This is a genomic window from Pseudoalteromonas sp. ASV78 (assembly GCF_047806705.1).
GTDB lineage: Bacteria > Pseudomonadota > Gammaproteobacteria > Enterobacterales > Alteromonadaceae > Pseudoalteromonas > Pseudoalteromonas prydzensis_A.
Map to the genome: position 1 here is coordinate 634,919 of NZ_JBLOPA010000002.1, position 25,648 is coordinate 660,566.

General features: G+C 42.4%; 11 protein-coding genes, 1 pseudogene and 2 CRISPR repeat arrays. Of the genes and pseudogenes, 6 read left to right on the forward strand and 6 right to left on the reverse strand.

Features of this window, described 5'->3' with window-relative positions:
* The first annotated feature begins 52 nt into the window (after nucleotides 1-52).
* The gene (locus ACMVDV_RS20900; RefSeq protein ID WP_416159510.1) at nucleotides 53-4,537 is read left to right on the forward strand and encodes an EAL domain-containing protein; all 4,485 of its coding nucleotides are present in this window, start codon (nucleotides 53-55) and stop codon (nucleotides 4,535-4,537) included.
* Here the strand turns inward: ACMVDV_RS20900 and ACMVDV_RS20905 are convergent.
* The gene (locus tag ACMVDV_RS20905) at nucleotides 4,523-7,333 is read right to left on the reverse strand and encodes an ATP-binding protein (protein WP_416159511.1); all 2,811 of its coding nucleotides are present in this window, start codon (nucleotides 7,331-7,333) and stop codon (nucleotides 4,523-4,525) included. The two genes, ACMVDV_RS20900 and ACMVDV_RS20905, sit on opposite strands and share 15 nt — an antisense overlap.
* Nucleotides 7,334-7,405: 72 nt before the next feature.
* Nucleotides 7,406-8,293, reverse strand: coding sequence for a cation diffusion facilitator family transporter (locus ACMVDV_RS20910; protein ID WP_416159512.1), 888 nt, complete (start codon nucleotides 8,291-8,293; stop codon nucleotides 7,406-7,408).
* Nucleotides 8,294-8,512: 219 nt separating this feature from the next.
* On the opposite strand from ACMVDV_RS20910, the gene ACMVDV_RS20915 reads away from it, so the two are divergent.
* The 5 genes and pseudogenes from ACMVDV_RS20915 (at nucleotide 8,513) to tnpC (ending at nucleotide 17,932) form a co-directional block, all read left to right on the forward strand.
* Nucleotides 8,513-9,955, forward strand: a complete 1,443-nt coding sequence (locus ACMVDV_RS20915) for a diguanylate cyclase domain-containing protein (RefSeq protein WP_416159513.1) — start codon at nucleotides 8,513-8,515, stop codon at nucleotides 9,953-9,955.
* A gap of 1,763 nt (nucleotides 9,956-11,718) precedes the next feature.
* Nucleotides 11,719-13,246: a CRISPR direct-repeat array (repeat unit 28 nt; unit sequence TTTCTAAGCTGCCTGCGTGGCAGTGAAC).
* Between the two features lie 81 nt (nucleotides 13,247-13,327).
* On the forward strand, nucleotides 13,328-13,624 hold the full coding sequence (gene tnpA, locus ACMVDV_RS20920; protein ID WP_416156997.1) for an IS66 family insertion sequence element accessory protein TnpA: 297 nt from the start codon (nucleotides 13,328-13,330) through the stop codon (nucleotides 13,622-13,624).
* Entirely contained in the window at nucleotides 13,624-13,869 is a 246-nt protein-coding gene (tnpB, locus tag ACMVDV_RS20925) for an IS66 family insertion sequence element accessory protein TnpB (protein WP_192540579.1), read from the forward strand. Before tnpA ends, tnpB begins: the two co-directional genes overlap by 1 nt.
* Before the next feature lie 547 nt (nucleotides 13,870-14,416).
* Nucleotides 14,417-16,096 carry a group II intron reverse transcriptase/maturase gene (gene ltrA / locus ACMVDV_RS20930; protein ID WP_248475026.1) on the forward strand — a complete coding sequence of 560 codons (1,680 nt, stop codon included), beginning with the start codon at nucleotides 14,417-14,419 and terminating at the stop codon, nucleotides 16,094-16,096.
* 310 nt (nucleotides 16,097-16,406) lie between these two features.
* Nucleotides 16,407-17,932 (forward strand): annotated as a pseudogene (tnpC, locus tag ACMVDV_RS20935) (IS66 family transposase).
* A gap of 61 nt (nucleotides 17,933-17,993) precedes the next feature.
* Nucleotides 17,994-21,567: a CRISPR direct-repeat array (repeat unit 28 nt; unit sequence TTTCTAAGCTGCCTGCGTGGCAGTGAAC).
* A 128-nt stretch (nucleotides 21,568-21,695) separates the two neighbouring features.
* Here tnpC and cas6f read toward each other — a convergent pair.
* The 4 genes from cas6f to csy1 are packed head-to-tail and all read right to left on the reverse strand — an operon-like array spanning nucleotide 21,696 to nucleotide 25,647.
* The gene (gene cas6f, locus ACMVDV_RS20940) at nucleotides 21,696-22,349 is read right to left on the reverse strand and encodes a type I-F CRISPR-associated endoribonuclease Cas6/Csy4 (protein WP_416159514.1); all 654 of its coding nucleotides are present in this window, start codon (nucleotides 22,347-22,349) and stop codon (nucleotides 21,696-21,698) included.
* 25 nt (nucleotides 22,350-22,374) lie between these two features.
* Complete coding sequence (gene csy3 / locus ACMVDV_RS20945) at nucleotides 22,375-23,409, reverse strand: type I-F CRISPR-associated protein Csy3 (RefSeq protein ID WP_416159515.1); 1,035 nt, start codon at nucleotides 23,407-23,409, stop codon at nucleotides 22,375-22,377.
* Nucleotides 23,410-23,434: 25 nt separating this feature from the next.
* The gene (gene csy2 / locus ACMVDV_RS20950; protein ID WP_416159516.1) at nucleotides 23,435-24,379 is read right to left on the reverse strand and encodes a type I-F CRISPR-associated protein Csy2; all 945 of its coding nucleotides are present in this window, start codon (nucleotides 24,377-24,379) and stop codon (nucleotides 23,435-23,437) included.
* Nucleotides 24,376-25,647, reverse strand: coding sequence for a type I-F CRISPR-associated protein Csy1 (gene csy1 / locus ACMVDV_RS20955; protein WP_416159517.1), 1,272 nt, complete (start codon nucleotides 25,645-25,647; stop codon nucleotides 24,376-24,378). Before csy1 ends, csy2 begins: the two co-directional genes overlap by 4 nt.
* Between the last annotated feature and the right edge of the window lies 1 nt (nucleotide 25,648).

A 25,648-nucleotide genomic window follows, 5' to 3' on the forward strand; every position in this document is an offset into this window, starting at 1 on the left:
GTTGAGCAAGGTTTATTTCATCTTAGTTAGCATCATTCTCAGTTTTTGCAGTATGACCGCGAGTGCTCAAAATTATGCTCAGCAATTACAGCGAATCTCGACTGATGAAGGACTATCACAAGGTCATGTCAGTAGCACCTTGCAAGATAAACTGGGGTTTATTTGGATCGCCACCCTACAGGGCTTAAACCGTTTTGATGGCTATCAAGTAAAAACCTTTGCCGGTCAATACAATCTCGATCAATTGATGATTATTGCTTTATTTGAAACAAGTAGCGGCGCTATATTCGTCTCTACAGAGTACTCTGGTGCTTTTCTTATCGACCCTGTCACACTTGAAGTGGAAAAAATTTACACCGGCAAATTAAATGCCGAAGATAGTCATTTCTCCCCTATTTTAGCCATTACTGAATACCAGCAACATTTTTATTATGCAATTAATGAGCATGTGTATATCTTTGATATTAAAAACAATACCTTTACCCACGAGTTCTCAATCAACAAAGATGATCAAATCGTACGGGCACTCACCGTTCATGACAATTTTTTATATATTGCTACAAGCGATGGTTTGTATGCTAAATCACTTATTGATGAGCATATAACTAAAATTCCCTTAGTCGCTAAAGATAAGCTCACAGAAGATAAAAACAATACCAAGTTTTTAACTGTCGATCCGCAACTAGGCTTGTTAGTTGGCACCGTTGAAGGGCTATATTCCATCCCATTTGATGATAACAATATACTCAACTTTGATACTGTTGAAGCAATATTCCCTGAGCATAACATCTGGGACTATGTTAACACCGCCTATGGGGAGTTTATAGTCACTGAAAATGGTTTATATCAGTACCATCGTGACACAGGTAAAAGCGAGTTTTTATTACGTTTTGACCAAAGTAAGTTTCATATGACAGATAACACGATTATCGACGTAATGGTCGATAAAACAGGGCTGATGTGGTTAGCATCACGCTCGCAAGGGGTATTCACGTGGTCAAGCTTGGCAAGGCGCTTTGGTAATCTGCAAATTACTTCCGCAGGCAAGCTACATAGCAATATTATTCTTGCTATTCATCAGGATGAGAACAGTATTTGGTTAGGGACTGAAAATGGCTTAGCAAAAATAGCCAATGATGGCACAACCACTAACACCTTTATGACAACCGATGATAGTAAAGCGTTTTATGGCCAATTTGGGGTGTTCGGCATTGCCCCTGCTGATCTAAATGAACCAGGTCGTTACTTATGGTTACTGCTATTCGACAATTTGGCTTTATTTGATACCCACACAGAACAACAAATACCTTTGCCAATGGACGAAGCCACTCAGGAAATTTTTCAACAAGGTCCAGCCTATGGTCATCATCAGATTGGCAATGACACCTTTGCATTTTTTAACAATAATAACTACTTTCTGTACGATGGTCGCACGGGTCACACGCGAATTATCAAAGGCCTAAAAGAGCAACTAGATCCGCTAAATGCACATATATTTTTAAAACCGTTAGCGAGTCACCCCGATGACTACTTGCTCAGCGTTTCAGGGGCTTTATATCGCTATAATGAAGAAACCCAATTGCTTACCCTCGTTTACGCTGTTGAAAACTATAACCCACTGAGTTACGTAACGGTGGAAGATTGGGTGCTTGATTACAACAACACCCTTTGGTTAGCCTCCAACCAAGAAGGACTGATTGGCATTGATGCTAACAGCTACGAAGTAAAATACCGAGTTAATATTCAAACGGGTTTAAAAGCCAAGGCGTTGGTTGCTCTGCAAATAGACCAATTTGGCTTTTTATGGATGAGCAGTAATAACGGACTCTATCGGCTTGATTTAAGTTCGATGCAAGTGCATGCATACACAGTAAAAGATGGTCTTACCGTCAATGAATTTAATTTTGACTCGCACCTGCAATTAGCAGACGGCCGGTTAGCATTTGGCAGCACCCGTGGCATGCTCACTTTCGCACCACAAGATTTTTTATCTGTGCCAGACGATCGCCACAGCGCAACAACAGCGATCACTGATATTACGTTGTTTTCAAGGGCACTCAATTACCACCCTCAGCAATACGCAACACAAACATTACAGCTTACCGATGAAGACATGGGATTAGAAGTTAGCTTTTCTAACTTTGATTTTCAAAATATCGATAAAACGCGCTACAAAGTGTCGTTGGATGGACCTAGTTCACTAAGTTATGACAAATATACAAGCAATAAACTATTTTTCACAAAACTTCCCCCAGGTAACTACACACTATCCATTGCAGCTTACAATATTGATAGTGCAGGCTTAGGAGAAACACAAACCCTTAATTTTAAAGTGGCCTATGCCCCATGGCGCTCACCACTGGCCATAAGTTTGTATACAGTCATTCTTTTTGCAGTGTTATTTTTCATTTTTTGGCAGTACCGCGCTCGCCAAGCTGTTATTAAGCATGCTCATGATGAAATACTGCAATCACAGCAACAAACAGAGCTTGCTTTAAACAGTAGTAAAAGCGGCGTCTGGGAAGTCGATATTGCCGCACAGTGGATCAGCCAACAACGTTTAAAACAAGAACTAGGCTATAACACAAGATGGCCGCAAAAACTAAACTTTGCCGCCTACTTTGCACTTATTCACCCTGATGATAAGCGCCAATTTAGCAATGATTGGCAAGCATTTTTAAATCAAAGCAGCCATGATCAATGGCAAATAACTTATCGCCTCAAGCATGCCCAAGGACATTGGCTATGGTATCAAGATATTGGCAAAGTAATCGAGACCGATGCACAAGGTTTACCATTAAAAGTGACCGGCATCTACACTAATATAACCGAGCAACGTGCCACCGCACAGCAGGCTGCCGTGCTCGGTGAAGCATTCAGCCAAATCAACGATTGGCTGCTGATTTTGGATTCTCAACTGCTACCGTTTTCGGTCAACAACAGTTTTGCCGAGGCCTTCTCTATTAACACTGGCACTGCAAAACTTGAGTTAAAACACTTTTTAACGGCAATGGGTAAAAAGCAATATCTTGATTTTGTTAGTATATTAAAATCATTATCGCCAAAACAAAACTGGTCTGGGGATGCGTATATCAAGACCAAAATAAACCCATCGCACCCAATCCACATTAGTATAACCGCCGTAGCAAAAGACAGTGACGTAGTGAACTACTACGTGGTGGTAATTGCTGATCTAACCGAGCAAAAACGTGCCGAAAATGAGCTTCGCTATCTGGCCAACTACGATCCATTAACTAAACTACCTAATCGCTCATTAATGTACCAAAAAATATCCCACGCAATTAAAGATGCCGATAATCGTGCCACCCTTGTTGCTTTACTCTTTATTGATTTAGATAAATTTAAACCCGTTAATGACTCGTTTGGTCACGCGGTAGGCGATCAACTGTTATGCGATATTACCTATCGCATGAATAATATGCTTGATAAAAATGCCATTGTCGGGCGACAAAGCGGTGACGAATTTTTATTATTGATTAAAAACTTAGACTCGCCACAAAGTTTAAGTAACTTAGTACGCAACCTCATCGCAGAACTGGCAAAACGCGTGGTGATCAACGATTTCTCCATCAATATATCCGCCAGCATCGGCGTAGCACTTTATCCGTTTGATGCCGATACCACTGATGAACTGATTCGTAATGCTGATATAGCCATGATGCATGCGAAGCAATCTGGTCGCAACGGCTTTAAGTTTTTCACTGAGCAAATGAATAATCAGATCACGCAAAAGTTACTACTTGAAAATGCCTTAAAAGATGCATACAAAGACGATTTGTTTTTTAATAATTACCAACCAATCGTTAATAGTAAAAGCAAAAAAATAAATGGCGTAGAGCTGCTTATGCGCTGGCAGCACCAAGCAGAGTTGATATCACCGGCGGTGTTTATCCCAATTGCCGAAGAAACGGGTTTAATCGATGTGCTCACCGAGCAAGCGCTTACCCGTGCACTTGAAGATCTCGCACCATTATTTCGTGCCAATTCGCGCTTCTATTTATCGCTTAACCTCTCACCGGCGCATATTTTAAAATCGAATTTAACACAGCGATTATTGTTGATCTTAGATCAACATAATATGAAACCAAGCCAATTACGGTTAGAGATCACCGAAAACACCTTGCTTGATGACAAAAACAAAGCCGCAAAACAATTACACGCACTCAGAAGTGCTGGCTTTAAATTATTACTGGATGATTTTGGCACAGGCTATTCGTCGTTAACCTATTTGAGCCAATTTCCAATTGATGTAATTAAGATAGATCAAAGCTTTGTACGTAATATAGGACAAGGCAGTAGTAATGAATCCATTATTAGAACAATTCACACCTTAGCTGAAAACCTGGGTTTATACTGCATTGCTGAAGGAGTAGAAACAATTGCACAGATACACTTTTTAAATCGTATCGGCTGTGATGATTTGCAAGGTTATTATTTTGCTAAGCCAACCACAGCCGACAACCTACTAAACGACGCCTATATTGAAACCGTACATAAGCAATTAGGGACGGTTTAATTTGTCCTCAGCGCCGTTTAATTTTAGCAGCGCTGCCCATTTGTTAAGGCAACGATACAGTTGAGTACGCTCAACTGGCTTGGCAATAAAATCATTCATACCGACTTCAAGGCAACGCTTTTTATCATCTGAAAATGCATTAGCCGTGATCGCGATAATGATCACAGGACCAAACTTATCACTGTGTTTACGAATGTGTGCAGTGCATTGATAGCCATCCATAACTGGCATTTGGCAGTCCATCAAGATGATATCAGCATTGTTGTTCTGCAAGCTCAGCAGGGCTTTTTCACCATCGCTAGCGATTTCAAGTTCGCAGTGAGTCTCTGTCAGCATTTTTGATATAACAATTTGGTTTATCTGATTATCTTCAACTAACAGCACTTTTAGTCCTGATAGATCAGGTAACACTACCTGCGTATCATCAACCGTTACATGCTCTGCAACTGTCACTGGCAGTATAATGGTAAAGCAGCTACCAACATCTTTTTCACTGTCTAATATGAGTTTGCCATTCATCAATTGCACAATCCGTTTGCAGATCACTAACCCTAACCCCGTGCCACCATATTCTCGGGTAGTCGAAATGTCGGCTTGTGTAAATTCATTAAACAAAATGCTTTGTTGCGGCTTTGAAATACCAATCCCGGTGTCTTTAATGATCACCGACAAATTGCCATTTGCGTAATCTACTTGCATGGTAATTTTACCCGCTTTGGTAAACTTACCAGCATTACTCAATAAATTAGTGATAACCTGACTTAATCGAAGCGAGTCTAGGTACACAGCTTCAGGCACTGATGCTGTCATGGTAAACTCAAACGCAACCTCTGGACGTACGCCAGTATCGGTAAACACATGTGCTATTTGGTCAAATAACTGCCGTATTGGCACGGTCTGAATATCGAGTTTCAGTGCCCCTGCTTCAATTTTAGAAAAATCTAAAATATCGTTTAAAATCAACAATAAATTATTAGCGCTTTGTTGGATCATTTGCAACTGCTCGCGATATTCTGGTTTTACCTCAGTTGCATTAAGTAAAATATCAGTCAGCCCCATAATACCGTTTAGTGGGGTGCGAATTTCATGACTCATATTGGCTAAAAACTGAGATTTAGCTTGGCTGGCTTGATTTGCAACCGCGACGGCTTTGATCAGTTCATCGGTTTTTTCATTTACTTGGTATTCTAATTGCGCATTAAAGTGCTTCAAGCGTTGATTGAGCGTTTCATTTTCAGTATTTACTTGTTCTAAATCTTTAAAATTGCTTATTAATTTAAACGCTAAGGTTGCAAATTGTTGCTGTAATCTAAACACTTCCAACCAAGCGTTATGCTTCGTGTCTAGGTAACCTACACTCGCTTTAGGATCAAAAGCATCAATTTGTTCCGCTAACTCTTCAATCGGGCGCACTAACCAGCGGCTTAACTGAGTAATAAATACACTGATCAAAATAATGACCAGCACAATCAATAACAGTGACTGCCCCCAAGCGCTAGCTGCCACTAGATTGGCATACTTACGTTTTAATAAACTGGCCACATACCAGCCCTGCTGCTGAGATAAATACACCTTTACATAGTATTGTTCACCATCGATGGCGGTGGTCATAATAGCCTGTTTGTTGCCTTGCAGTTGCGTAAACTCTTCCTCAGAAAGTTGCGCTAACACCTCATAATGAGATGCTAAAGTACTGAACACCACTTGTTTTTTAGCATCCAGAACAATTAACTCGCCTTGTTTATCAAATATCGAGGGGCGAAACTGCTGGAACGACCCCAATGTTAATGAGCCCTCCACCACGCCCTGAAAACGCTCGTTGCTATACACAGGTGCAGCAACCCCGACAATCGGCAGATTACCAAAACCGCGGCCGCGAAAAATATTAGAAATATACCCGCTTGGCGAGTCTTTGCCTTTAATATAGTAATCGCGATCTGCCACCGACAGACTGTTACCTTTTAAACTTTCTTGTAAACTAAGTGGATTAAATACGCGTGCAATGGCGTGCTCATCCGTCACAATAGAGGTAAGAAAACTAGGGTAAAGGGTCATTAAATGATCCAGCGCAACCTCTTTAGCAACGCCCTGCTCAATCGCTTTTGCTGTTAATACAATGCCACGACGATAATCATTTAAAAACTGGTCAATTTTAGCGGCAATACCTGCTGATTTTTCAGATAATTGTGCTTTAACTTCATATTCAATACGGGCGTAGTGGTTGTTGGTCAATACAATGGAAGTGAGTAGAACAACTAAAATGATAAGGATACTAACGATATAATTTAGGATTTGATACAGTGAATAAGCGCGTTTTTGCCACGCTTGATGAATAAAGAAAAAACTAAGTAAGTCAATGATACATAAGATAATTGCAGCATTTAATAGGTACTTGACTAGCGCTGTAACAATGGCCAACCAAGGCAGGGCAATAATAAAATAACCAATCGCAGCTAGGATAGGAATACCAATCAGCAGCCAATAAATAATGCCGCGCACAAACAATAATCGCGCTTTTTTATAGCTAAAGTAATAAAGCCAAATCACTTCGCCAACAAACACCAGAGACGGCCAACAATGCCCCCAGCGGTAAAAAATAAACATGGCACTTATGCTGCAGGCAATAAGCGCGTAACGCAGGCCAAATAATAATAAACAAACTAAAACAAACAGCTGACCAAATAAAAATTCAGAGCTATCGAGAAACCAAAAAGGCAGTAAATTAACAAGCCCCGCCAACACACCTAATAATATGGAGCAGCAAAAAGCAAAATAACGATGCTGAAAAAATGGCAATGGCTTGTCCAGAACAATAACGGCTATACCTAAAAGTAAAAGAAAAAAGCCATTTTGCCAAGTTAACTAAATTTAATGCTGGCAACCATTACTTTCGATTTGTAACACACTAATGGCAATCTTAAACTGCTGCGCTAACAACTGCTCAACCTTCAATCGGCATGCTTCATCATGTTTTTCTTTGGTACAATGTTGTTTTAGCACCACATGGGCACCCACTACCAGTTCTTTGTCACGGCGGGTAACCGTAACATTATGCACATTTTCTACGTGTTCCACTTGGCCAATTGCCTGCTCAATATCAGCGACATCAGGCAATTTCGCTTTATTTAAACGCAGCCCTTTCACACATCCTACAATCACTTTTACACCGGTAAACAGCACAAACAGCGCAATCAACATACTCGACAAAATATCAATCACGCTCCACCCGGTCAGATAAATAAGGATCCCAGCAATAAAGGTAGAAACCGTTGATATTAAATCAAAAAATGAATGTAAAAAGACCGCATATACATTAATACTGGCCTTACGTCCTTTGTATAATACCCATGCCGCTGCGCCGTGAAATAAAAAGCCCGTCGCAGCAATGACCGACATTAAATAGCTATTAACTTCAGGACCTTGCCCTTCATGATGGTGAACAAAGCGCTCCCCCCCTTCGAACAAGATCACTAAACTGATCGCTAAATACAAACAGCCGTTGATCAAACCACCGGTTAACTCCGCTTTTTGATAACCGTCATTATAATTTTTAGCCAAATGAATCGCCAAACTAGAGGCAATTAACGCAATGAATAAAGAACTATTATGAACAAATAAATGCCCGGCATCGGCCAGCACTGCTAACGAGTTGGCATAATAAGCGCCGATAACCTGAATGACCATAAATGAACAGGTGATAGCTAATGCAATTAATAATCTGCGGCGAGAGGCTTGATGCGTTGTAATGTCTGTCATGAAAGGCGATTTAACCTGTGCTAAGTGTGCTAAAAATCATCATTTTGATGGAATCAAGAAAAGAGTAATGATATACAGTATCAATTGTAGTACTTCCAAGACTTAAACGCACTATAAAACTTAATATTGCGCTAATTTCTCTATTAAACGCGCAATTAAAGTACCACTTTTTTAAAAATGAATATAAGCTTAATATGTTAATATGAAGTTGGAAAGTCTGTGAAACAGTATTCTGTCGATGAAATTTGGCAATCATTACAAGCATTACCAGTTGCAATCATGCTGTTTGACGAGCAAGCAGATACGCTTCATGCTAATGCCTCAAGCCAGCGGTTATTTGGCTTAATGCCTGCAACCTGCCCAGTAAAAAATGCCTTTGCACATTTAGCTATTTTGCATTTAGATAGCAAAGAGCCAGTCGATTATAAATCGTTTTTAACTCCTAATAATAACGCTGAACACTGCTTCAATATAACAAAAAAGAATACGACTCTATGCATTAAAGTCACCTATAGCTTGATTGCGCCGCAATTAATGATATTAGCGTGTGAACCACAATCAGCCATCTCACAACAGGCTGACTTTGATGAAGTAATCGCCAAAATATCAACCCAGCTAATTGATATACAGATAGATAATCTCGATCAACAGATCGAAAGTGCTTTAAAAACCATAGGTACATTTTGTGATGCCGATCGCAGCTATTTATTTCAATTTAGCGAAGACGGCAAAGCAATGAGCAACACTCACGAATGGGTAAATAAGCAGGTCAAACCTTTTAAAGAAAAACTGCAAGATATCCGACAAGATTTACTGCCGTATTTTTTTGCCACAATGAACGAAAAACATGTTTTTAATGTACCTGATATACGCATACTCCCAGCAGCCGCCGCTGCCGAAAAAGCTGAATTTGAATCAGAAGGCATCAAGTCTGTTTTATGTATTGGGCTGCGCTCAGAAAATGCTTTGTTCGGGTTCATTGGCTGTGATTGCGTAACACATATGCGCAATTGGACCGACACCGATCTTATGCGCATTAAACTGGTTGGTGAAATTATTACCAACGCCCTCAAAAATGTTTTTTATAAACAACGTTTAGAACATGCCCAACAACAACTACTGTTAGTGAATAAAGAACTGCAATCACAAGCCAACCTCGACAGCCTAACAAATATCGCCAACCGCCGATGCTTTGATCAAACCTTACTCAGTGAAATTCAACGAGCAACACGCTCACAGCAACCCTTGAGTTTGATCATTTGTGATATTGATTATTTTAAACTGTATAACGACAACTATGGCCACAGACAAGGTGACCACGCACTCAAACAAGTTGCCCATGCATTACATAGTTTATGTAAGCGACAAGGTGATTTAGCAGCCCGCTATGGCGGAGAAGAATTTGCAATTGTATTACCCAGCATTGACAAAACCCACTGCTTAAAATTTGCCAAGTTACTGCAACAGCAAATAAGCCAACTAAAAATTCCTCACCCAAATTCAAACGTAGCCGACTACCTCACCATCAGCATCGGATGTTATAGCTGCAAACCAGATCAAAACACCACCGCAGATATGATGATCCTCGCCGCCGACAGCGCACTGTATATGGCAAAAAACTCCGGCCGCAATCAAATTCAAGTTTTTGACGAAACACATTAACGCCCACTACCCCAAGCGCTCATTGGTAGCAGCGCGCTAACCTCACGACAAACCAAAGCGTTGCATGTTGCTTAAAAACACTCCCTTTATAAATTCAACAATACTCCAAACCTAACAGCTTTTTATATCACTGCTCTAAAGCGCAGCGCCTCATAACCTCTTTGTGAATACATCACTTAAAATCATTTTGCACAAAGAGAAGTGAATGAGAAGACAAAAGGTAACGAGCTGCGGCTTACCCTAGCACCAGTTCCTACGATAGTAACAGGTGCTTCTTGGTAGCTTGGTGTTTATGGATGTAGGCGTAGAGCTTGCTCACGCGAAAGCGAAGCTTTTAAATTGTAGGTCGTGCTTTATATTGTCGTCGTAAACATCAGCAGTATGGCGTGTAGGAGAGCGCTTTAGCGCCGAAGGGTTAAAGATAGCATCGCGCCCAATCCGCGGGATACGATACTTAGCACCTAATCACTTTCTGGAACCTAACAGCTTTTTATATCACTGCTCTAAAGCGCAGCGCCTCATAACCTCTTTGTGAATACATCACTTAAAATCATTTTGCACAAAGAGAAGTGAATGAGAAGACAAAAGGTAACGAGCTGCGGCTTACCCTAGCACCAGTTCCTACGATAGTAACAGGTGCTTCTTGGTAGCTTGGTGTTTATGGATGTAGGCGTAGAGCTTGCTCACGCGAAAGCGAAGCTTTTAAATTGTAGGTCGTGCTTTATATTGTCGTCGTAAACATCAGCAGTATGGCGTGTAGGAGAGCGCTTTAGCGCCGAAGGGTTAAAGATAGCATCGCGCCCAATCCGCGGGATACGATACTTAGCACCTAATCACTTTCTGGAACCTAACAGCTTTTTATATCACTGCTCTAAAGCGCAGCGCCTCATAACCTCTTTGTGAATACATCACTTAAAATCATTTTGCACAATGAGAAGTGAATGAGAGTAAATGAGAAGACAAAAGGTAACGAGCTGCGGCTTATCCTAGCATCAGTTCCCATCATGGAAACAGGTGCATCTTGGTAGCTTGGTGTTTATGGATGTAGGCGTAGAGCTTGCTCACGCGAAAAGCGAAGCTTTTAAATTGTAGGTCGTGCTTTAGCGCGAAAGTGACTTAATTTAAGAATAACCTTCTGTGTTAACAATCCATCCATGGAGCTTGGTCACATCGGTCATTGCCTAAATGGATTTAGGTACTTAGATTTTGTCGGGAACAAAAATCTGCCATGACCTCTCTTCCTCAGGCTGCGAAGCTCCATTTCGGTCCCTCGCCACCTAAGCTGCCTGTGTTGTAGGTCGTGCTTTAGCGCGAAATTTTACCTGCAATGCAAAAATGATCCACTTCATCAATTGAAATATGAGCCAATTAAATTAGCACTAGTACTTTTTCTAAGCCGCCTGTTCGGCGGTGAAGGCTGCGAACGATTGCATATTGGTTATGTGGTGTTTCTAAGCCGCCTGTTCGGCGGTGAACTGTTGTTAAATTAACATCGGCGTTTGAATCCATCCATGGAGCTTGGTCACATCGGTCATCCATGACCTCATTTCTTCGCGCTGCGAAACTTCGTTTCGGTCACTCATCACCTAAGCTGCCTGTGTGGCAGTGAACTGAGTGTGCCGCAGTGGTACAGCGATTTTGAATTTCTAAGCTGCCTGTTCGGCGGTGAAGTGCGCGAGATTTCACCACTTAATAATATTACATTTCTAAGCCGCCTGTTCGGCGGTGACGTGATTGGTGAATCAGTCGGTAATATCTACAGCTTTCTAAGCTGCCTGTGCGGCAGTGAACTCTACACCTTTCCGCCACCAAAACGGATTAAATTTCTAAGCTGCCTGCGTGGCAGTGAACTTTTCGGTTTGCGCCTTGGTCGGTGGCAATCTTTTCTAAGCTGCCTGTGTGGCAGTGAACAAAATGAGTACTGCGCGTTTAGCATTGATACCTTTCTAAGCTGCCTGCGTGGCAGTGAACTAGCCCAGCGAGACTCGCGCGCCATTCTGAACTTTCTAAGCTGCCTGCGTGGCAGTGAACACGCTTTTAACTTTGTCTATTACGTATTTGTGTTTCTAAGCTGCCTGCGTGGCAGTGAACTCTAGGAAGCGCCAGCGGTTATCACGCTCTGTTTTCTAAGCTGCCTGCGTGGCAGTGAACCAGTAGACCAAAGCGCAATAGCCCGCGTAACATTTCTAAGCTGCCTGCGTGGCAGTGAACGCTAAAAATTTGAGCGGTTAAATATATTTTAATTTCTAAGCTGCCTACGTGGCAGTGAAGTGCTGTTCCAGCAGTCGGGGTTTCGGCCTATCTTTCTAAGCTGCCTACGTGGCAGTGAACATACATCAACGCTTTATGTAAAATAACATCGTTTTCTAAGCTGCCTACGTGGCAGTGAACCACAAGAGTTGGCACACCGAACAGTGGTGCAGTTTCTAAGCTGCCTACGTGGCAGTGAACGCCCTTACCATCGGCAACGAGCTTACTATTATTTCTAAGCTGCCTACGTGGCAGTGAACCACATAGCGCTGCTGAGCGCCTAAATACACATTTTCTAAGCTGCCTACGTGGCAGTGAACGCACTGCGCAAGCTCGAAATTTCAGACGATTCTTTCTAAGCTGCCTACATGGCAGTGAACATACTAGTAAATGTTTACCCGCGCCGTTCCTTGTTTCTAAGCTGCCTACGTGGCAGTGAACAAATCGTAGAGTGTACGCACACTTGGCCAACTTTTCTAAGCTGCCTACGTGGCAGTGAACCGCAAAAGGTTGTTCTATCTTCGACTTGATAATTTCTAAGCTGCCTACGTGGCAGTGAACGTTTGGCGCTACAGGGTGTTGGTGAAGCCACATTTCTAAGCTGCCTGCGTGGCAGTGAACTTTATTTCAGAACTTGAAGGCGGTGCGCAATTTTTCTAAGCTGCCTGCGTGGCAGTGAACCTTGTCCATTCGATAAGGCGGGTTTTTAAGCTTTTCTAAGCTGCCTGCGTGGCAGTGAACGGAGCCGTTAGCTATTACTGAGCGTTTAGCTCTTTCTAAGCTGCCTGCGTGGCAGTGAACCATTTCGTGTTCATAACCGGCATTGCTGGTGCTTTCTAAGCTGCCTGCGTGGCAGTGAACGCTGAGGTTGAGGGGCAAATAGCCGGTGCATTTTTCTAAGCTGCCTGCGTGGCAGTGAACTTTAGCCGTTTGCCAATGCAGTGGTGGATTGCTTTCTAAGCTGCCTGCGTGGCAGTGAACTTCTCCGATGGCACTGCCAGTCCATTTATTAGTTTCTAAGCTGCCTGCGTGGCAGTGAACCGTAAGCGTCTAGCAAAATGCACCTGCCAGTAACTCGTCAAAATGATTAAGCTATTTCCGAATTTCAATGAGGAGATAGCCATGAGAAAAACACGCAGCCTTGAACAATGGCGCAGTATTATTGAAGAACAACAAGCCAGCGATTTAACTATCACTGACTATTGCCAGCAACATGCTTTATCAAAAACAAGCTTCTATGCCGCACGAAGTAAGCTTAATGAATCATCAGGCAGCTTTGTTCGCGCTAAAGTAGCTAAACACGTTGACGTCACCGAACACCAACTGTCGATTACCCTCGAAGTCGGAAAAGTAAACGTCAGTTTGCCTCCCACAACGCCTGCATTTTATCTAGGCCAATTACTACGCGAGCTTGCCTGATGAAAATGTTTGTTGAACCAAAGTGTATTTACTTACACCGCGATGCTGTGGATTTTCGAAAATCCATTGATGGTCTGGTCGCAATCGTTGAGGGTGAGCTTGAACGTGATGCCTATACTGGCGCTTTATTTTTATTTTGCAACAAAGCGAAGGATAAACTCAAGCTGGTTTACTGGGATAAAACGGGGTTTGCTTTGTGGTACAAGCGATTAGGTGCGACAAGAAGTCGCTTTGTTTACTGTTGAACTTTGATTCAACCCTTCGTATTGCCGAAGGTTTCCTATTTCGATATGCGTCACTAGCAATGGTGGGGTGTGAAGCTCGAAAGACAATGTAGCCTTAAGTTCAATAGTGATGTTGAACAAACTGCAAGCATCATGCGGTTGGGCCCTAGGAATTAATGGTATGTGTAATTAACTGAACAGTTGTAACTGTCGTCATTGTAAACAAGCTAAAGATGCTGACAAGCTTGAACCAAAAGGTGTGGTGGACAAGTTAACATGCTCTAGTCTCATGTTACGCAATTTAATGTGCCCCCGGCGGATTGACTGACACTAACCCATTATGTGAATAAAGCGGAACTTGGTAAGCCCGTATGCTCCCTCGTTGAGGTAGTTTCTTCGTAAGAATGAATGACGGGCATGCGGGTAAAGGACGATGGAGAAAGCGAATGCCTTGCTGTAATGGCAAAGATAGATGTATTGAACGTGACATCATGCGAAAGCATAGCCCACTTCCATCGAGTGGTTAATCACAAGAAATTTGTAATAAGATTTTAGCTTAGGAATGCAAATGAATTGCTCTTATGAACAATGTGCACCTATAAACGAAGCGCAATGCTGGTCTAACATCGATTGGAAGGCTGCAAAGCGCTACGTAGGATCATTGCAAGCGCGTATTGTGAAAGCAGTAAAGCAAGGGAGAAAAGGGAAAGTTAAAAGCCTGCAATGGTTATTGACTCATTCCTTTTATGCGAAAGCCCTTGCGGTTAAACAAGTAACGGAGAACAAAGGGCGTAAAACGTCTGGTGTTGATGGCGAAACATGGCAAAGTGCTACTAAAAAATGGCGAGCAATCTCATCGCTCAAACGCTCTGGATACAAGGCAAGTCCATTAAGGCGAGTCTTTATTCCAAAGTCGAATGGGCAGAAAAGACCTCTCGGTATCCCCACAATGCTGGATCGTGGGATGCAAGCACTATATTTGCTAGCCGTTGAGCCAGAAGTGGAGACAAACAGTGACGGCAATTCTTTTGGTTTTCGAAAACAAAGGTCTTGTGCTGATGCGATCGAACAATGCTTCAAAGTATTGTGTCGCAAACGTGCGGGAGAATGGGTGCTTGATGCGGACATTAAAGGTTGCTTCGATAATATCAGCCATGAGTGGATGCTAAAGCACTTAAACATCGACAAACCAATCCTTTCACAGTGGCTGAATGCTGGCTTTATGGAGTCTGGTAAGGTATATCCAACACTTGCAGGAACACCGCAAGGAGGAATAATCTCGCCGACGTTAATGAATATGGTATTGAATCAACTGCAAGGAACAATTGAAGAAGCTTCTGGTGTTAAAAGAGGTAAGCACCGTGAAATTCGTTCTAATGTTAAGAGAGTCTCTGTAATCAGATATGCCGATGATTTTGTTGTAACGGCTCATTCTCAAGCGTTTTTGGTAGATACAATATTGCCTTGTATTAATGAATTTATGTCCCAACGTGGTTTGGCATTATCGCCAGAAAAAACGCACGTTAGGCATATATCAGAGGGTTTTGATTTTCTTGGTCAAAATCTCAGAAAGTATAATGGCAAATTATTGGTCAAACCCAGTAGCAAAAGCGTTCTACATCTGATGAATAAGTTGAGACTTACGATCACCAAATATCGCTCTAGTCGACAAGACAGGCTAATCTTTCAGCTTAATCCAATATTAAGAGGTTGGTGCAATTATCACCGACACAGTGTCGCAAAGGAAGTATTTTGCAAGATTGACTCTGATATATGGTTGCTACTCTGGAAATGGGCATGTCGTAGACATCCTAGAAAAGGAAAATACTGGATTAGGGCTAGATACTTCCACTCTATTGGGGCGCGTAATTGGACATTCTGCACCGGTGATAAACAAATAGGCTTATTTCGGTTAGCAGCAATGCCGATTGTGCGACATCCAAAGATCAATTCCGATGCAAACCCTTACGATCCGACACATGAAACTTACTTTGAATCTCGGCTTGATGTGTTAGTAAATTCTCGCAACAAAGAACGTCTGCATAGATTATTATCACGTCAAAATGGTGAGTGTTTGTATTGCAAAGAAAAAATAACGGCTAAAACTGGTTGGAATATTCACCGCCTAGTACCTTTATATTTAGGTGGTGATAATAAAGCGAGTAATACCGTGGTTGTTCATCCTTATTGCCATAACAGCATTCATAGGAGTCAAAATACTGCTGCGCCATCCTACATGGCGTTATAACGACTTGAGCGGTATGCGGGGAAACTCGCACGTACCGTTCTTAGAGGGCTGGGCTCGAGTAATCGGGTCTGGCTACTCGACAAAAGCAAAAGTTCAAATGGCCAAACAAAGCCAGTCTGCAAGAATTTGAGCTCAGTCCAGAGCAACTGGATTGGTTGTTGTCGGGATATGATGTGCTTGGTCATGAAGAGTTGCGGTATCAATCGATGATCTAATCGATCATATTGGCAGTAAATGATCGTTGCCACACAGTCTGTTTTATCTTTGCGTCAAGCAAGAAAACACCGTCAAATTCTGTTAAATTGCGAACATGAAAATTGATGCACACTCACTTCCTGACGACCCAGAACAGCTCAAGCGCATGTTGCTTGAGTTGCAACAGCATATGGATGAAAAGTTGGCTGAAAAAGACGCGCAAATTCACGAATTGCTACAAGCTTATAACGCGAAACTAGCCAAAGAGTACGCCAAGAAATCTGAAAAGATGCCGGGTGCAGGCGAAGTATTCAATGAAGCTGAAGATATTCTCGATGAACATGATAAAGCGCTATTGGCCACATCAGCCTCAGTAAAGAAAGAAAAAGCCAAACCGAAACGCCGCCCACTGCCAGCGCAGTTGCCGCGAATTGAGGTGGTTGTTGACCTCGAAGAGGATGAAAAAATGTGTGATTGCTGTCAAAGCCCCCTTCACAAAATGGGTGAAAGCAGCAGTGAAGCACTCGAGTTTGTGCCAGCGCATATCAAAGTCATCAAAACCATTCGCCCAAAATATACGTGCCGTCACTGTGAGCGTGAAGGCATTGAAAGTGTGGTAAAAACCGCCCTTATGCCCGCAACAGCCATTCCAAAAAGCATCGCAACGCCCAGCTTGCTGAGCCAAATAATCATGTGTAAATACCAGTTTGGCTTACCACTTTATCGCCAAGAAACCATGTTAGGCGATATTGGTATTGAGTTGAGTAGACAAACCATGTCGAGCTGGATGTTGCGCTGCGCAGACCTGTTGTCCCCTCTGTATCAACGCTTAAAAGACGTGTTGCTATCTCAACCGGTTATTCACGGCGATGAAACCCCGTTAAACGTCATTAATGCAGATAAAGCAACCAGCTATATGTGGCTGTATTGTTGCGGCGATGATAAACCAGGTAAAGGCACTAATATTGTCCTCTTTGATTACCATAACAGTCGCGCAGGCCAATGTGCGGTTGATTTCCTTGATGGTTACGAAGGCTACATGCACGTTGACGGCTACAAGGCTTACGAGCAAACGAATGCAACACTGGTTGCGTGCTTAGCCCATATGCGCCGTAAATTCATCGAGGCTAAAGGCAATAATAAAAAAACCGTCAAAGCAGATGTAGCACTAAACCTTATTCGCAAGCTCTACGGTATTGAGCAAGCCATCAAAGATAAATCGCACGATGAAAAATTCAAGATTAGGCAGAGAAAAGCCAAACCAATCGTTGATGAATTGTATCAATGGTTACTCAAGCACAAAGATAAAATCCCTCCCCAAATGGCGCTAGGTAAAGCAATTACCTATGCGATAAATCAGTTTGAGAAATTCAGGCGTTACCTCGATGATGGCAGGCTCAGTATTGATAATAACCGTGCAGAGCGAGCCATAAAACCGTTCGTAATAGGACGAAAAACTGGTTGTTCTCAAATACCTGCAATGGTGCACATGCCAGCGCTATACTTTATAGTCTTATTGATACCGCAAAGGCAAATAACCTTGTGGTGCATGACTATATCTCTACTTGCTTACAGCGCTTTGCTGAGCAGCCAGATAACCTTGAGCCACTGCTACCTTGGAATATTATTAAGCAAAGCTAGGTGTCGTTAGCTATACGCTTACAGTGAACCGGTCATGCTCAACCGGTGAGCCTGGGACGCTTTTCTAAGCTGCCTGCGTGGCAGTGAACAACAGCAAATTGCAGAGTTGCCGCAACGTAAATTTCTAAGCTGCCTGCGTGGCAGTGAACTTAGGGTTGTATTTGTATTTATATAAGAGTTATTTCTAAGCTGCCTGCGTGGCAGTGAACTGATTGTCTCGGATGTTCTAAAACTTCCAGAGTTTCTAAGCTGCCTGCGTGGCAGTGAACCCTTTAGGCTTAGGTGTTTGGGGTGACGCTGATTTCTAAGCTGCCTGCGTGGCAGTGAACATCAGGTTTCCTCAGCGCTAATACATGCGTTTTTTCTAAGCTGCCTGCGTGGCAGTGAACCTAGTTTGCCCGTTTGTTCTTGCCATGTAGCATTTCTAAGCTGCCTGCGTGGCAGTGAACACAAAACCATCAAACGCGGTGTTTGGCCTGCCGTTTCTAAGCTGCCTGCGTGGCAGTGAACATAAGGCATTGGTTATCCCCCTAAGCCGCAACTTTCTAAGCTGCCTGCGTGGCAGTGAACCTGTGTGGTTACTGCGGCTTGTTCTTCAATGCTTTCTAAGCTGCCTGCGTGGCAGTGAACCATGAGTACGTTTTTGGCTATGGTTGCGTACTTTTCTAAGCTGCCTGCGTGGCAGTGAACATCATACAAGTGCTGAAGTTTATCAAGTAATATTTCTAAGCTGCCTGCGTGGCAGTGAACGTGTAGATGTAGAAATAAAACGTAAAGAAACATTTCTAAGCTGCCTGCGTGGCAGTGAACCCCGCGACGCGCAACGCGGCGAACATGTTGTCTTTCTAAGCTGCCTGCGTGGCAGTGAACAACAGTTCAGAGGGTCAACGCCCCTACTACTCGTTTCTAAGCTGCCTGCGTGGCAGTGAACCCAAAACGTAGGCATTCATTTTTTCAATTAGTTTTCTAAGCTGCCTGCGTGGCAGTGAACGAGCGCGAGAACAAACTCGTGCCCCGCGAGCTTTTCTAAGCTGCCTGCGTGGCAGTGAACACGCCGTCCTGCCGTAAGCCTTCCGGCGCTAGTTTCTAAGCTGCCTGCGTGGCAGTGAACTTAGCCGCTGCGACCGCCGTTTTAGGCTTTTTTTTCTAAGCTGCCTGCGTGGCAGTGAACAGCTTGTTGCTGGGTGGCTGGCACTTGTTCTATTTCTAAGCTGCCTGCGTGGCAGTGAACGTAATCTGGTTTGCCATGAATGCGCGCCATACTTTCTAAGCTGCCTGCGTGGCAGTGAACCAAACATCGATGCGACTATAAGCCGTTTCGGTTTTCTAAGCTGCCTGCGTGGCAGTGAACAATCAGGCATTTTTATGCTCAAAATGCTTGAAGTTTCTAAGCTGCCTGCGTGGCAGTGAACTTTTATTGCTAGTTATTCCACCAGAAGTATGATTTCTAAGCTGCCTGCGTGGCAGTGAACGGTGATAATGGATATAACCCAGAAAAGCTACGTTTCTAAGCTGCCTGCGTGGCAGTGAACGTAAAACTAAAGTTGTTGACACGCCTTGTTTTTTTCTAAGCTGCCTGCGTGGCAGTGAACACGAGCCCTTACGGGTTCTTTTTCTATAGGTATTTCTAAGCTGCCTGCGTGGCAGTGAACAAATCAAAGACCGTAAAGGGCAAATGGTTGATTTTCTAAGCTGCCTGCGTGGCAGTGAACATTAAAATATCTTAATAAACCTTGGAAAGTTGTTTCTAAGCTGCCTGCGTGGCAGTGAACTGACGCTAATATTAAAGCATTTATGGATGGTATTTCTAAGCTGCCTGCGTGGCAGTGAACATGCTGACCAGCATCATGTCTGCTAGGTGATTTTTCTAAGCTGCCTGCGTGGCAGTGAACAAGACGGGTCGTTAATGGCATCAGTTTTAGATTTTCTAAGCTGCCTGCGTGGCAGTGAACACCTAATGCCAACGAGCATGCCGGGCTTTATATTTCTAAGCTGCCTGCGTGGCAGTGAACCTTGTTAAACGTGACCAGCGCGTATACAAACTTTTCTAAGCTGCCTGCGTGGCAGTGAACCATGTACTTGTATGGCCGCTGCGATAGAGTTATTTCTAAGCTGCCTGCGTGGCAGTGAACGCATTTGATGGAACAGGTGATAAGGCGCAAGATTTCTAAGCTGCCTGCGTGGCAGTGAACTTTTATTGCTAGTTATTCCACCAGAAGTATGATTTCTAAGCTGCCTGCGTGGCAGTGAACCAGACTATCAACGGACTTGCATTTAGCTGAAATTTCTAAGCTGCCTGCGTGGCAGTGAACCTCTTACAGTGATGATTTACCAAATCACGTAATTTCTAAGCTGCCTGCGTGGCAGTGAACAAAAAGGAGAGGGTAAATACCCTTTTGAATCATTTCTAAGCTGCCTGCGTGGCAGTGAACGCAATGCGCCCCGTACGCCTAGTGCGTACACATTTCTAAGCTGCCTGCGTGGCAGTGAACGCAATACCTGCGACAATTAAACCGATTGGGTTTTTCTAAGCTGCCTGCGTGGCAGTGAACATTGACGGTGAAACGCCAACGATCTGGTTTATTTTCTAAGCTGCCTGCGTGGCAGTGAACAGATTAGAAAATTAATGTATCAGCATACGCAGTTTCTAAGCTGCCTGCGTGGCAGTGAACGATTAAATGTGTCTGCATCACATTCTCATGACTTTCTAAGCTGCCTGCGTGGCAGTGAACATGTTAGGGTGCTTAGCGCGTATTTCTTCCATTTTCTAAGCTGCCTGCGTGGCAGTGAACTAAAAGCTAATACAATGTCGTTTTCGCCCACTTTTTCTAAGCTGCCTGCGTGGCAGTGAACGTGGCGGCATCCGCTTTATCGACTCAAAAACATTTCTAAGCTGCCTGCGTGGCAGTGAACCGATCTATTACACGAAGTAGCGGGGGATGAATTTTCTAAGCTGCCTGCGTGGCAGTGAACATCCCCGTCAACCACAACCCAGACCTGCAACCTTTCTAAGCTGCCTGCGTGGCAGTGAACTGGTGGCTATCCGGATCAAACCCCTCATTACCTTTCTAAGCTGCCTGCGTGGCAGTGAACGAGGTAGTTTTAGTTTCCTTAGTATTTGCCAATTTCTAAGCTGCCTGCGTGGCAGTGAACATCAAGAAATTGATAACTCCGGTTTACCTATTTTTCTAAGCTGCCTGCGTGGCAGTGAACCGTTTACTTTATCTAACAATAAAGTGTATATATTTCTAAGCTGCCTGCGTGGCAGTGAACCGGCGAGACAGACAAAGAGTACATTTGTTATTTTTCTAAGCTGCCTGCGTGGCAGTGAACTTCGTGAGACTGAAGAACTAGCCGACGAAATGTTTCTAAGCTGCCTGCGTGGCAGTGAACAATAGCGCAATTGAAAGGTTAACGGGTGTGGTTTTTCTAAGCTGCCTGCGTGGCAGTGAACAAGGTTAGCGCCTCTAAGGTTAGCGCCTCTAATTTCTAAGCTGCCTGCGTGGCAGTGAACAAAAGCACATTAACACAAACCCGCCTATTGAGCTTTCTAAGCTGCCTGCGTGGCAGTGAACAGGACCAATTACTACCGTGGATCATGAGTGATTTTCTAAGCTGCCTGCGTGGCAGTGAACAATAGAATATCAGGCAAAAAATAAGTTACAACAGGTGATTAGGTAAAATTATCTATTTTTACCTAATTTTTTAGTGCTGTTGTAACTTATTGTTTTAGTTTCTAATTTTTAAAGAGCAAAAATAAAGGTTAAAACTGAGGAATACTTGCCAGCTTTCCTTGTTTGTTATGGTGTGAACTTAAACCATAACAATTAAATACACCCGTTTGATGTTCCTCAAGCCCTACTCTTTTGATAAACAATGGAAACTTTCGGCTGTCTCCAGTGTTCCGCTGCTTAGTTTCTTGGCTTTCTAACCAAATAAAAGGTAATGAGTTATCTGCTTTAGGCTTAGTTTTTTCAAGTTCTGTTAAGCAGGCATCAAGCGGTTGCCCTGATTTTTCAGCCCAGCGTTGTGCTTTACTTAACATATCCTTTTCGATACGAGCATCACCTTTAACTTGTTGGCGAATGAAGGCTATGTGGGAGGCATTATCGGGCACTGCCTTTATCGACTTAATATGCACGTAGTCTTCAAAACGATTTAACCATTTTGAAATGTTAAGTTTAGTAAGTTGCGACTCTTCATTTGCCAATAATCTTAATTGATTGCCAAGCGGAAACGCATGCTTACTACTTTTTTCAGTACTGTAGCGAGGAAAACTCACGGCAATCGCCGATTGGTTTTCAGCGACTTTGTTATCAACTAAGGCTATATGCACTTGTTGGTAAACCTTTTGCCAGAGGAAACCGAGGGTAATGTCAGCTTCTGGCAATAAGGTAATATCGAGATAATATTTCATGTCTCTCTCCTATATGGCCCAAAAGCTATTTATCACTTTCGCCAAAAACACCACCACGCACTAAAGTCGCCATAACATAGTGCTCATCTTCAATACGGTCTAACTCTGTACCGCGTGCCCATTTGTCAAAAAAGGTGTAAAAATCTTGTTTGTCTTTTGGGGTTCTATACGCTTTGCCTAAATTGGTAACCGCACCATAAGGTTCAATTGCGATTGGTCCAGCGGTTTTTTCAGCATCATCAAATTCTGGATACCAAGTATCAATACTGCGCAGTGCATTACCTAATTTTTGTGAGTGCATCGCAGCAATATCATTCACTGAATAGAGGATTTTACTTTTCTTCCCCTTGCCTTTATCAAGTACTAATTCTTCACTTGGATAAACTTCTTGCGCCTTGCCAACTTGTGCAAAACAATTAATCTCTAACATTAAGAAATCATCTTCACTTGATAATGCCGCAGCAATGCGTTCACCTAATTCGACAACTTGTTTATCATCATTATTAAAATGACGTGTACTAAATTCAGTCGCATCAAATAGCCATGATTGTTTACTGTTTTTATTTAAAGCATTTACTTGTACTTCTATGTTTTCTGCGCCCACACGGTTACGCCATAAAAAACGGGCATTTGCTAAATTAAGGGCATAACGTTTACCTAGCTCTTTAAAGCTTTCTTTTTCAATGTATGCATTTACCGCTTTGGTATAACTTTCTTTAAAAAGCGCATTGTTACAAGCTGAAGGGGTTTGCACTCCACCTAATACTTTTAAGGTAAAGTGTAATTTTAAGGTGTCTTGCTCTGGTGCTAATGCACAGCTGTCAACCGTTTGTAAGTTAGCTTTTTCGACTTCTGCGTTGAGTTTTACAGGGTCACTTTTAATCGCCGCTTTTAAACGATTTGAAATAGTGCCGCGTACCGATTTTTCAATGAGTTGTAGCGCTGTTTGACTAGCGTTACTATTTCGTTCTTCCCATTGTGTGCCGTACATATAACCATCTGATGGTACTAATTTCTTTTCAAATGCTAGTACTGATGCGGTGTCTTGATTTTTAGCCATGATAATTTTCCTTTAATAAATTAAGTTATGCGTAATATGAGTCTTCAATATCTTGTTCGGTTAGTATGATTTTTTGAGTTTGAGCACAAAGATATAAGTTATTGGTTTGATCCGTTTGATAACGCCACAATATTTCATCAATTGATTTAATACTGTGTGGCATTTTAAATTCCCCCAAAGTCACGACACTTTCAGCGAAACGATGCGGGGTATTGGGATCACGTTGATTTTTGGCTTCACCTAATTCAGTCAAACCATGAAAACCGGTCGCAATAGGCACAAGCCAACCTTTATTTTTGCGTTTACTTGTCCATATCACTTTCTCTTCATTCATTTCATCTGCTACTTTTTCACAGTGATGTTGAATGACGAGGTTATCTAGCAAAGCATCCATTGCATCTTGCCCTGCATTCATTGCTTCCGTCATTAAGTCGCGACGCTCAATTAAGGCGTAACCTGGCATAAGCTTTCGTGTTAATGCACTAAGATCGACTGGATTTCCATTTTCAACTTTGAAAAATTGTGGTGCTTTAAACGTTAAAATATCACCGCCAGCCATTTTCATATTGCTGTTAAGTAAATGGGCGATTTTTTCTCGCACTTCTGATTCATCATCTTTTTCAATGCCAGTGTATTCAATCACTAATGACACGGTTAAATGACAACGCGCTTCTTCGATAAATGCACTTCTTGCCCCCGTTTTATCTAACGGGTTACCCGTACCAATAATTGAGTGCACAAAATCATCAACCCCTTTGTGAGTTTGTAAATCACATTGATGGTTAATGACTGCAACACTATTAAATTTAATATCGCTATAGCCTTGAACATTTAATTTGCGCTGTAATGCATGCACCGCCCCAAGCCATGCTGTCATGGCAGGAAAACCAATAGTAAACGGGCTAGAAAGTGCATTGGCGTTATGTACTTTTATATGGGGTAATAATAACAATCGCTTTATGTTGTTCATTTTAAAAACTCCCTATTACGTTCAATCACTTCTGCAAAATGTAAGCGTTCCGCATCGCCTAATTTGATGGCTTTTTTATCTAGCACCTTTTCATAACTACGCGTTAACCATGTGGATATCTCAGTGATGAGTAAATTTAACCATTGCGCTGATTTTTCTCTTTCATCAGCAAAATCATCATGTAACCAAGTCAGTTGCACGCTTGATAGTGAAGACGTTTCCGCGTGGTATTGTGCTTGTGAAACTGCACGAACCGCCCACATTTTCTCGATGAGTAAATTTATGATTTGTTGAAGGTTACGATCTCTCGCATCACGAAGTTTGATATTGTTATAGTCAGTCTGAAATAGTTTATGCAGCGCTTTGAAATTATCTACATATTCATATTTTTTAAATGACTCGGTAAAAAAATCACTTCTAGGAAAATGTATACTGCGTTTTTCAATACTCGGTGGCAACGATGATAAAAGGTGTGCTTTACCGCCATTTTGATTATTCAAAACACTGATATTTTGCGGTTTAGTTCCACCGTACCCTATTGTGGTTAAACCGTAAATTTCACTAAAACCCTGCTCACTAAACTCGTTTTTGCGCTTTTTATCGCGACGTTCTTTTACTTCATCTGAAAAACGTAATTTATCTAAGCGAGAACGTAATTGATAAACCATGCCCGAATTAGTTAACAGTGATAATTGGTGATAGTCATCATCAACAGGAAAGTACACTTGTTTTATTTTAGAGCTGGTTATGCTTTCAGTCGCACCTTCTACCATGGCTAAAAAACCACTTCTTAAATCTTGGTAGTTAGCAGCTTTAATCGTTAATAACGCTTTAGCCAAGTCGGTTTCTTGCTGGATATGGGTAAGTAAGTTTTTCCCATCTTGAAGAATTAAATTTAGAAATTTATCAACGTCAAGGGCAGCGGCATCACCTAAAGAATCGGTATCAACTGAAACACTTCCACTCTTTAAAAAACCATCATTAACCTTTTCTGCGGTCGCAATAACTGGCGTTACATAAGTACCAATTTTTTTATTATTCTTACCAATACCTGTACTAGGATGACTAAATTTACTAGGGTGAGTAGAAAAAGCGCGACTCCCCGCCCTTTTTGCAGCATTAGGCAACCATTCATTTAATGAAAACTGCTGTTCACATAATTGCTCTAGTTCCTTTACCTCATGCTCTTGCATTGCTGTGTTCAGGTTCTTTTTCATCCAAGCTTCTTTTCGCTCAGAAAAGTAACTTTGTATTGCGGGATCTAACATC

Bases quoted from the DNA above. Each gene is read 5' to 3' on its own strand.
- ACMVDV_RS20900 (WP_416159510.1), top strand. From the start codon at position 53: ATGACCGCGAGTGCTCAAAATTATGCTCAGCAATTACAGCGAATCTCG.
- ACMVDV_RS20910 (WP_416159512.1), bottom strand. From the start codon at position 8,293: ATGACAGACATTACAACGCATCAAGCCTCTCGCCGCAGATTATTAATT.
- tnpA (WP_416156997.1), top strand. From the start codon at position 13,328: ATGAGAAAAACACGCAGCCTTGAACAATGGCGCAGTATTATTGAAGAA.
- tnpB (WP_192540579.1), top strand. From the start codon at position 13,624: ATGAAAATGTTTGTTGAACCAAAGTGTATTTACTTACACCGCGATGCT.
- ltrA (WP_248475026.1), top strand. From the start codon at position 14,417: ATGAATTGCTCTTATGAACAATGTGCACCTATAAACGAAGCGCAATGC.
- cas6f (WP_416159514.1), bottom strand. From the start codon at position 22,349: ATGAAATATTATCTCGATATTACCTTATTGCCAGAAGCTGACATTACC.
- csy3 (WP_416159515.1), bottom strand. From the start codon at position 23,409: ATGGCTAAAAATCAAGACACCGCATCAGTACTAGCATTTGAAAAGAAA.
- csy2 (WP_416159516.1), bottom strand. From the start codon at position 24,379: ATGAACAACATAAAGCGATTGTTATTATTACCCCATATAAAAGTACAT.
- csy1 (WP_416159517.1), bottom strand. From the start codon at position 25,647: ATGTTAGATCCCGCAATACAAAGTTACTTTTCTGAGCGAAAAGAAGCT.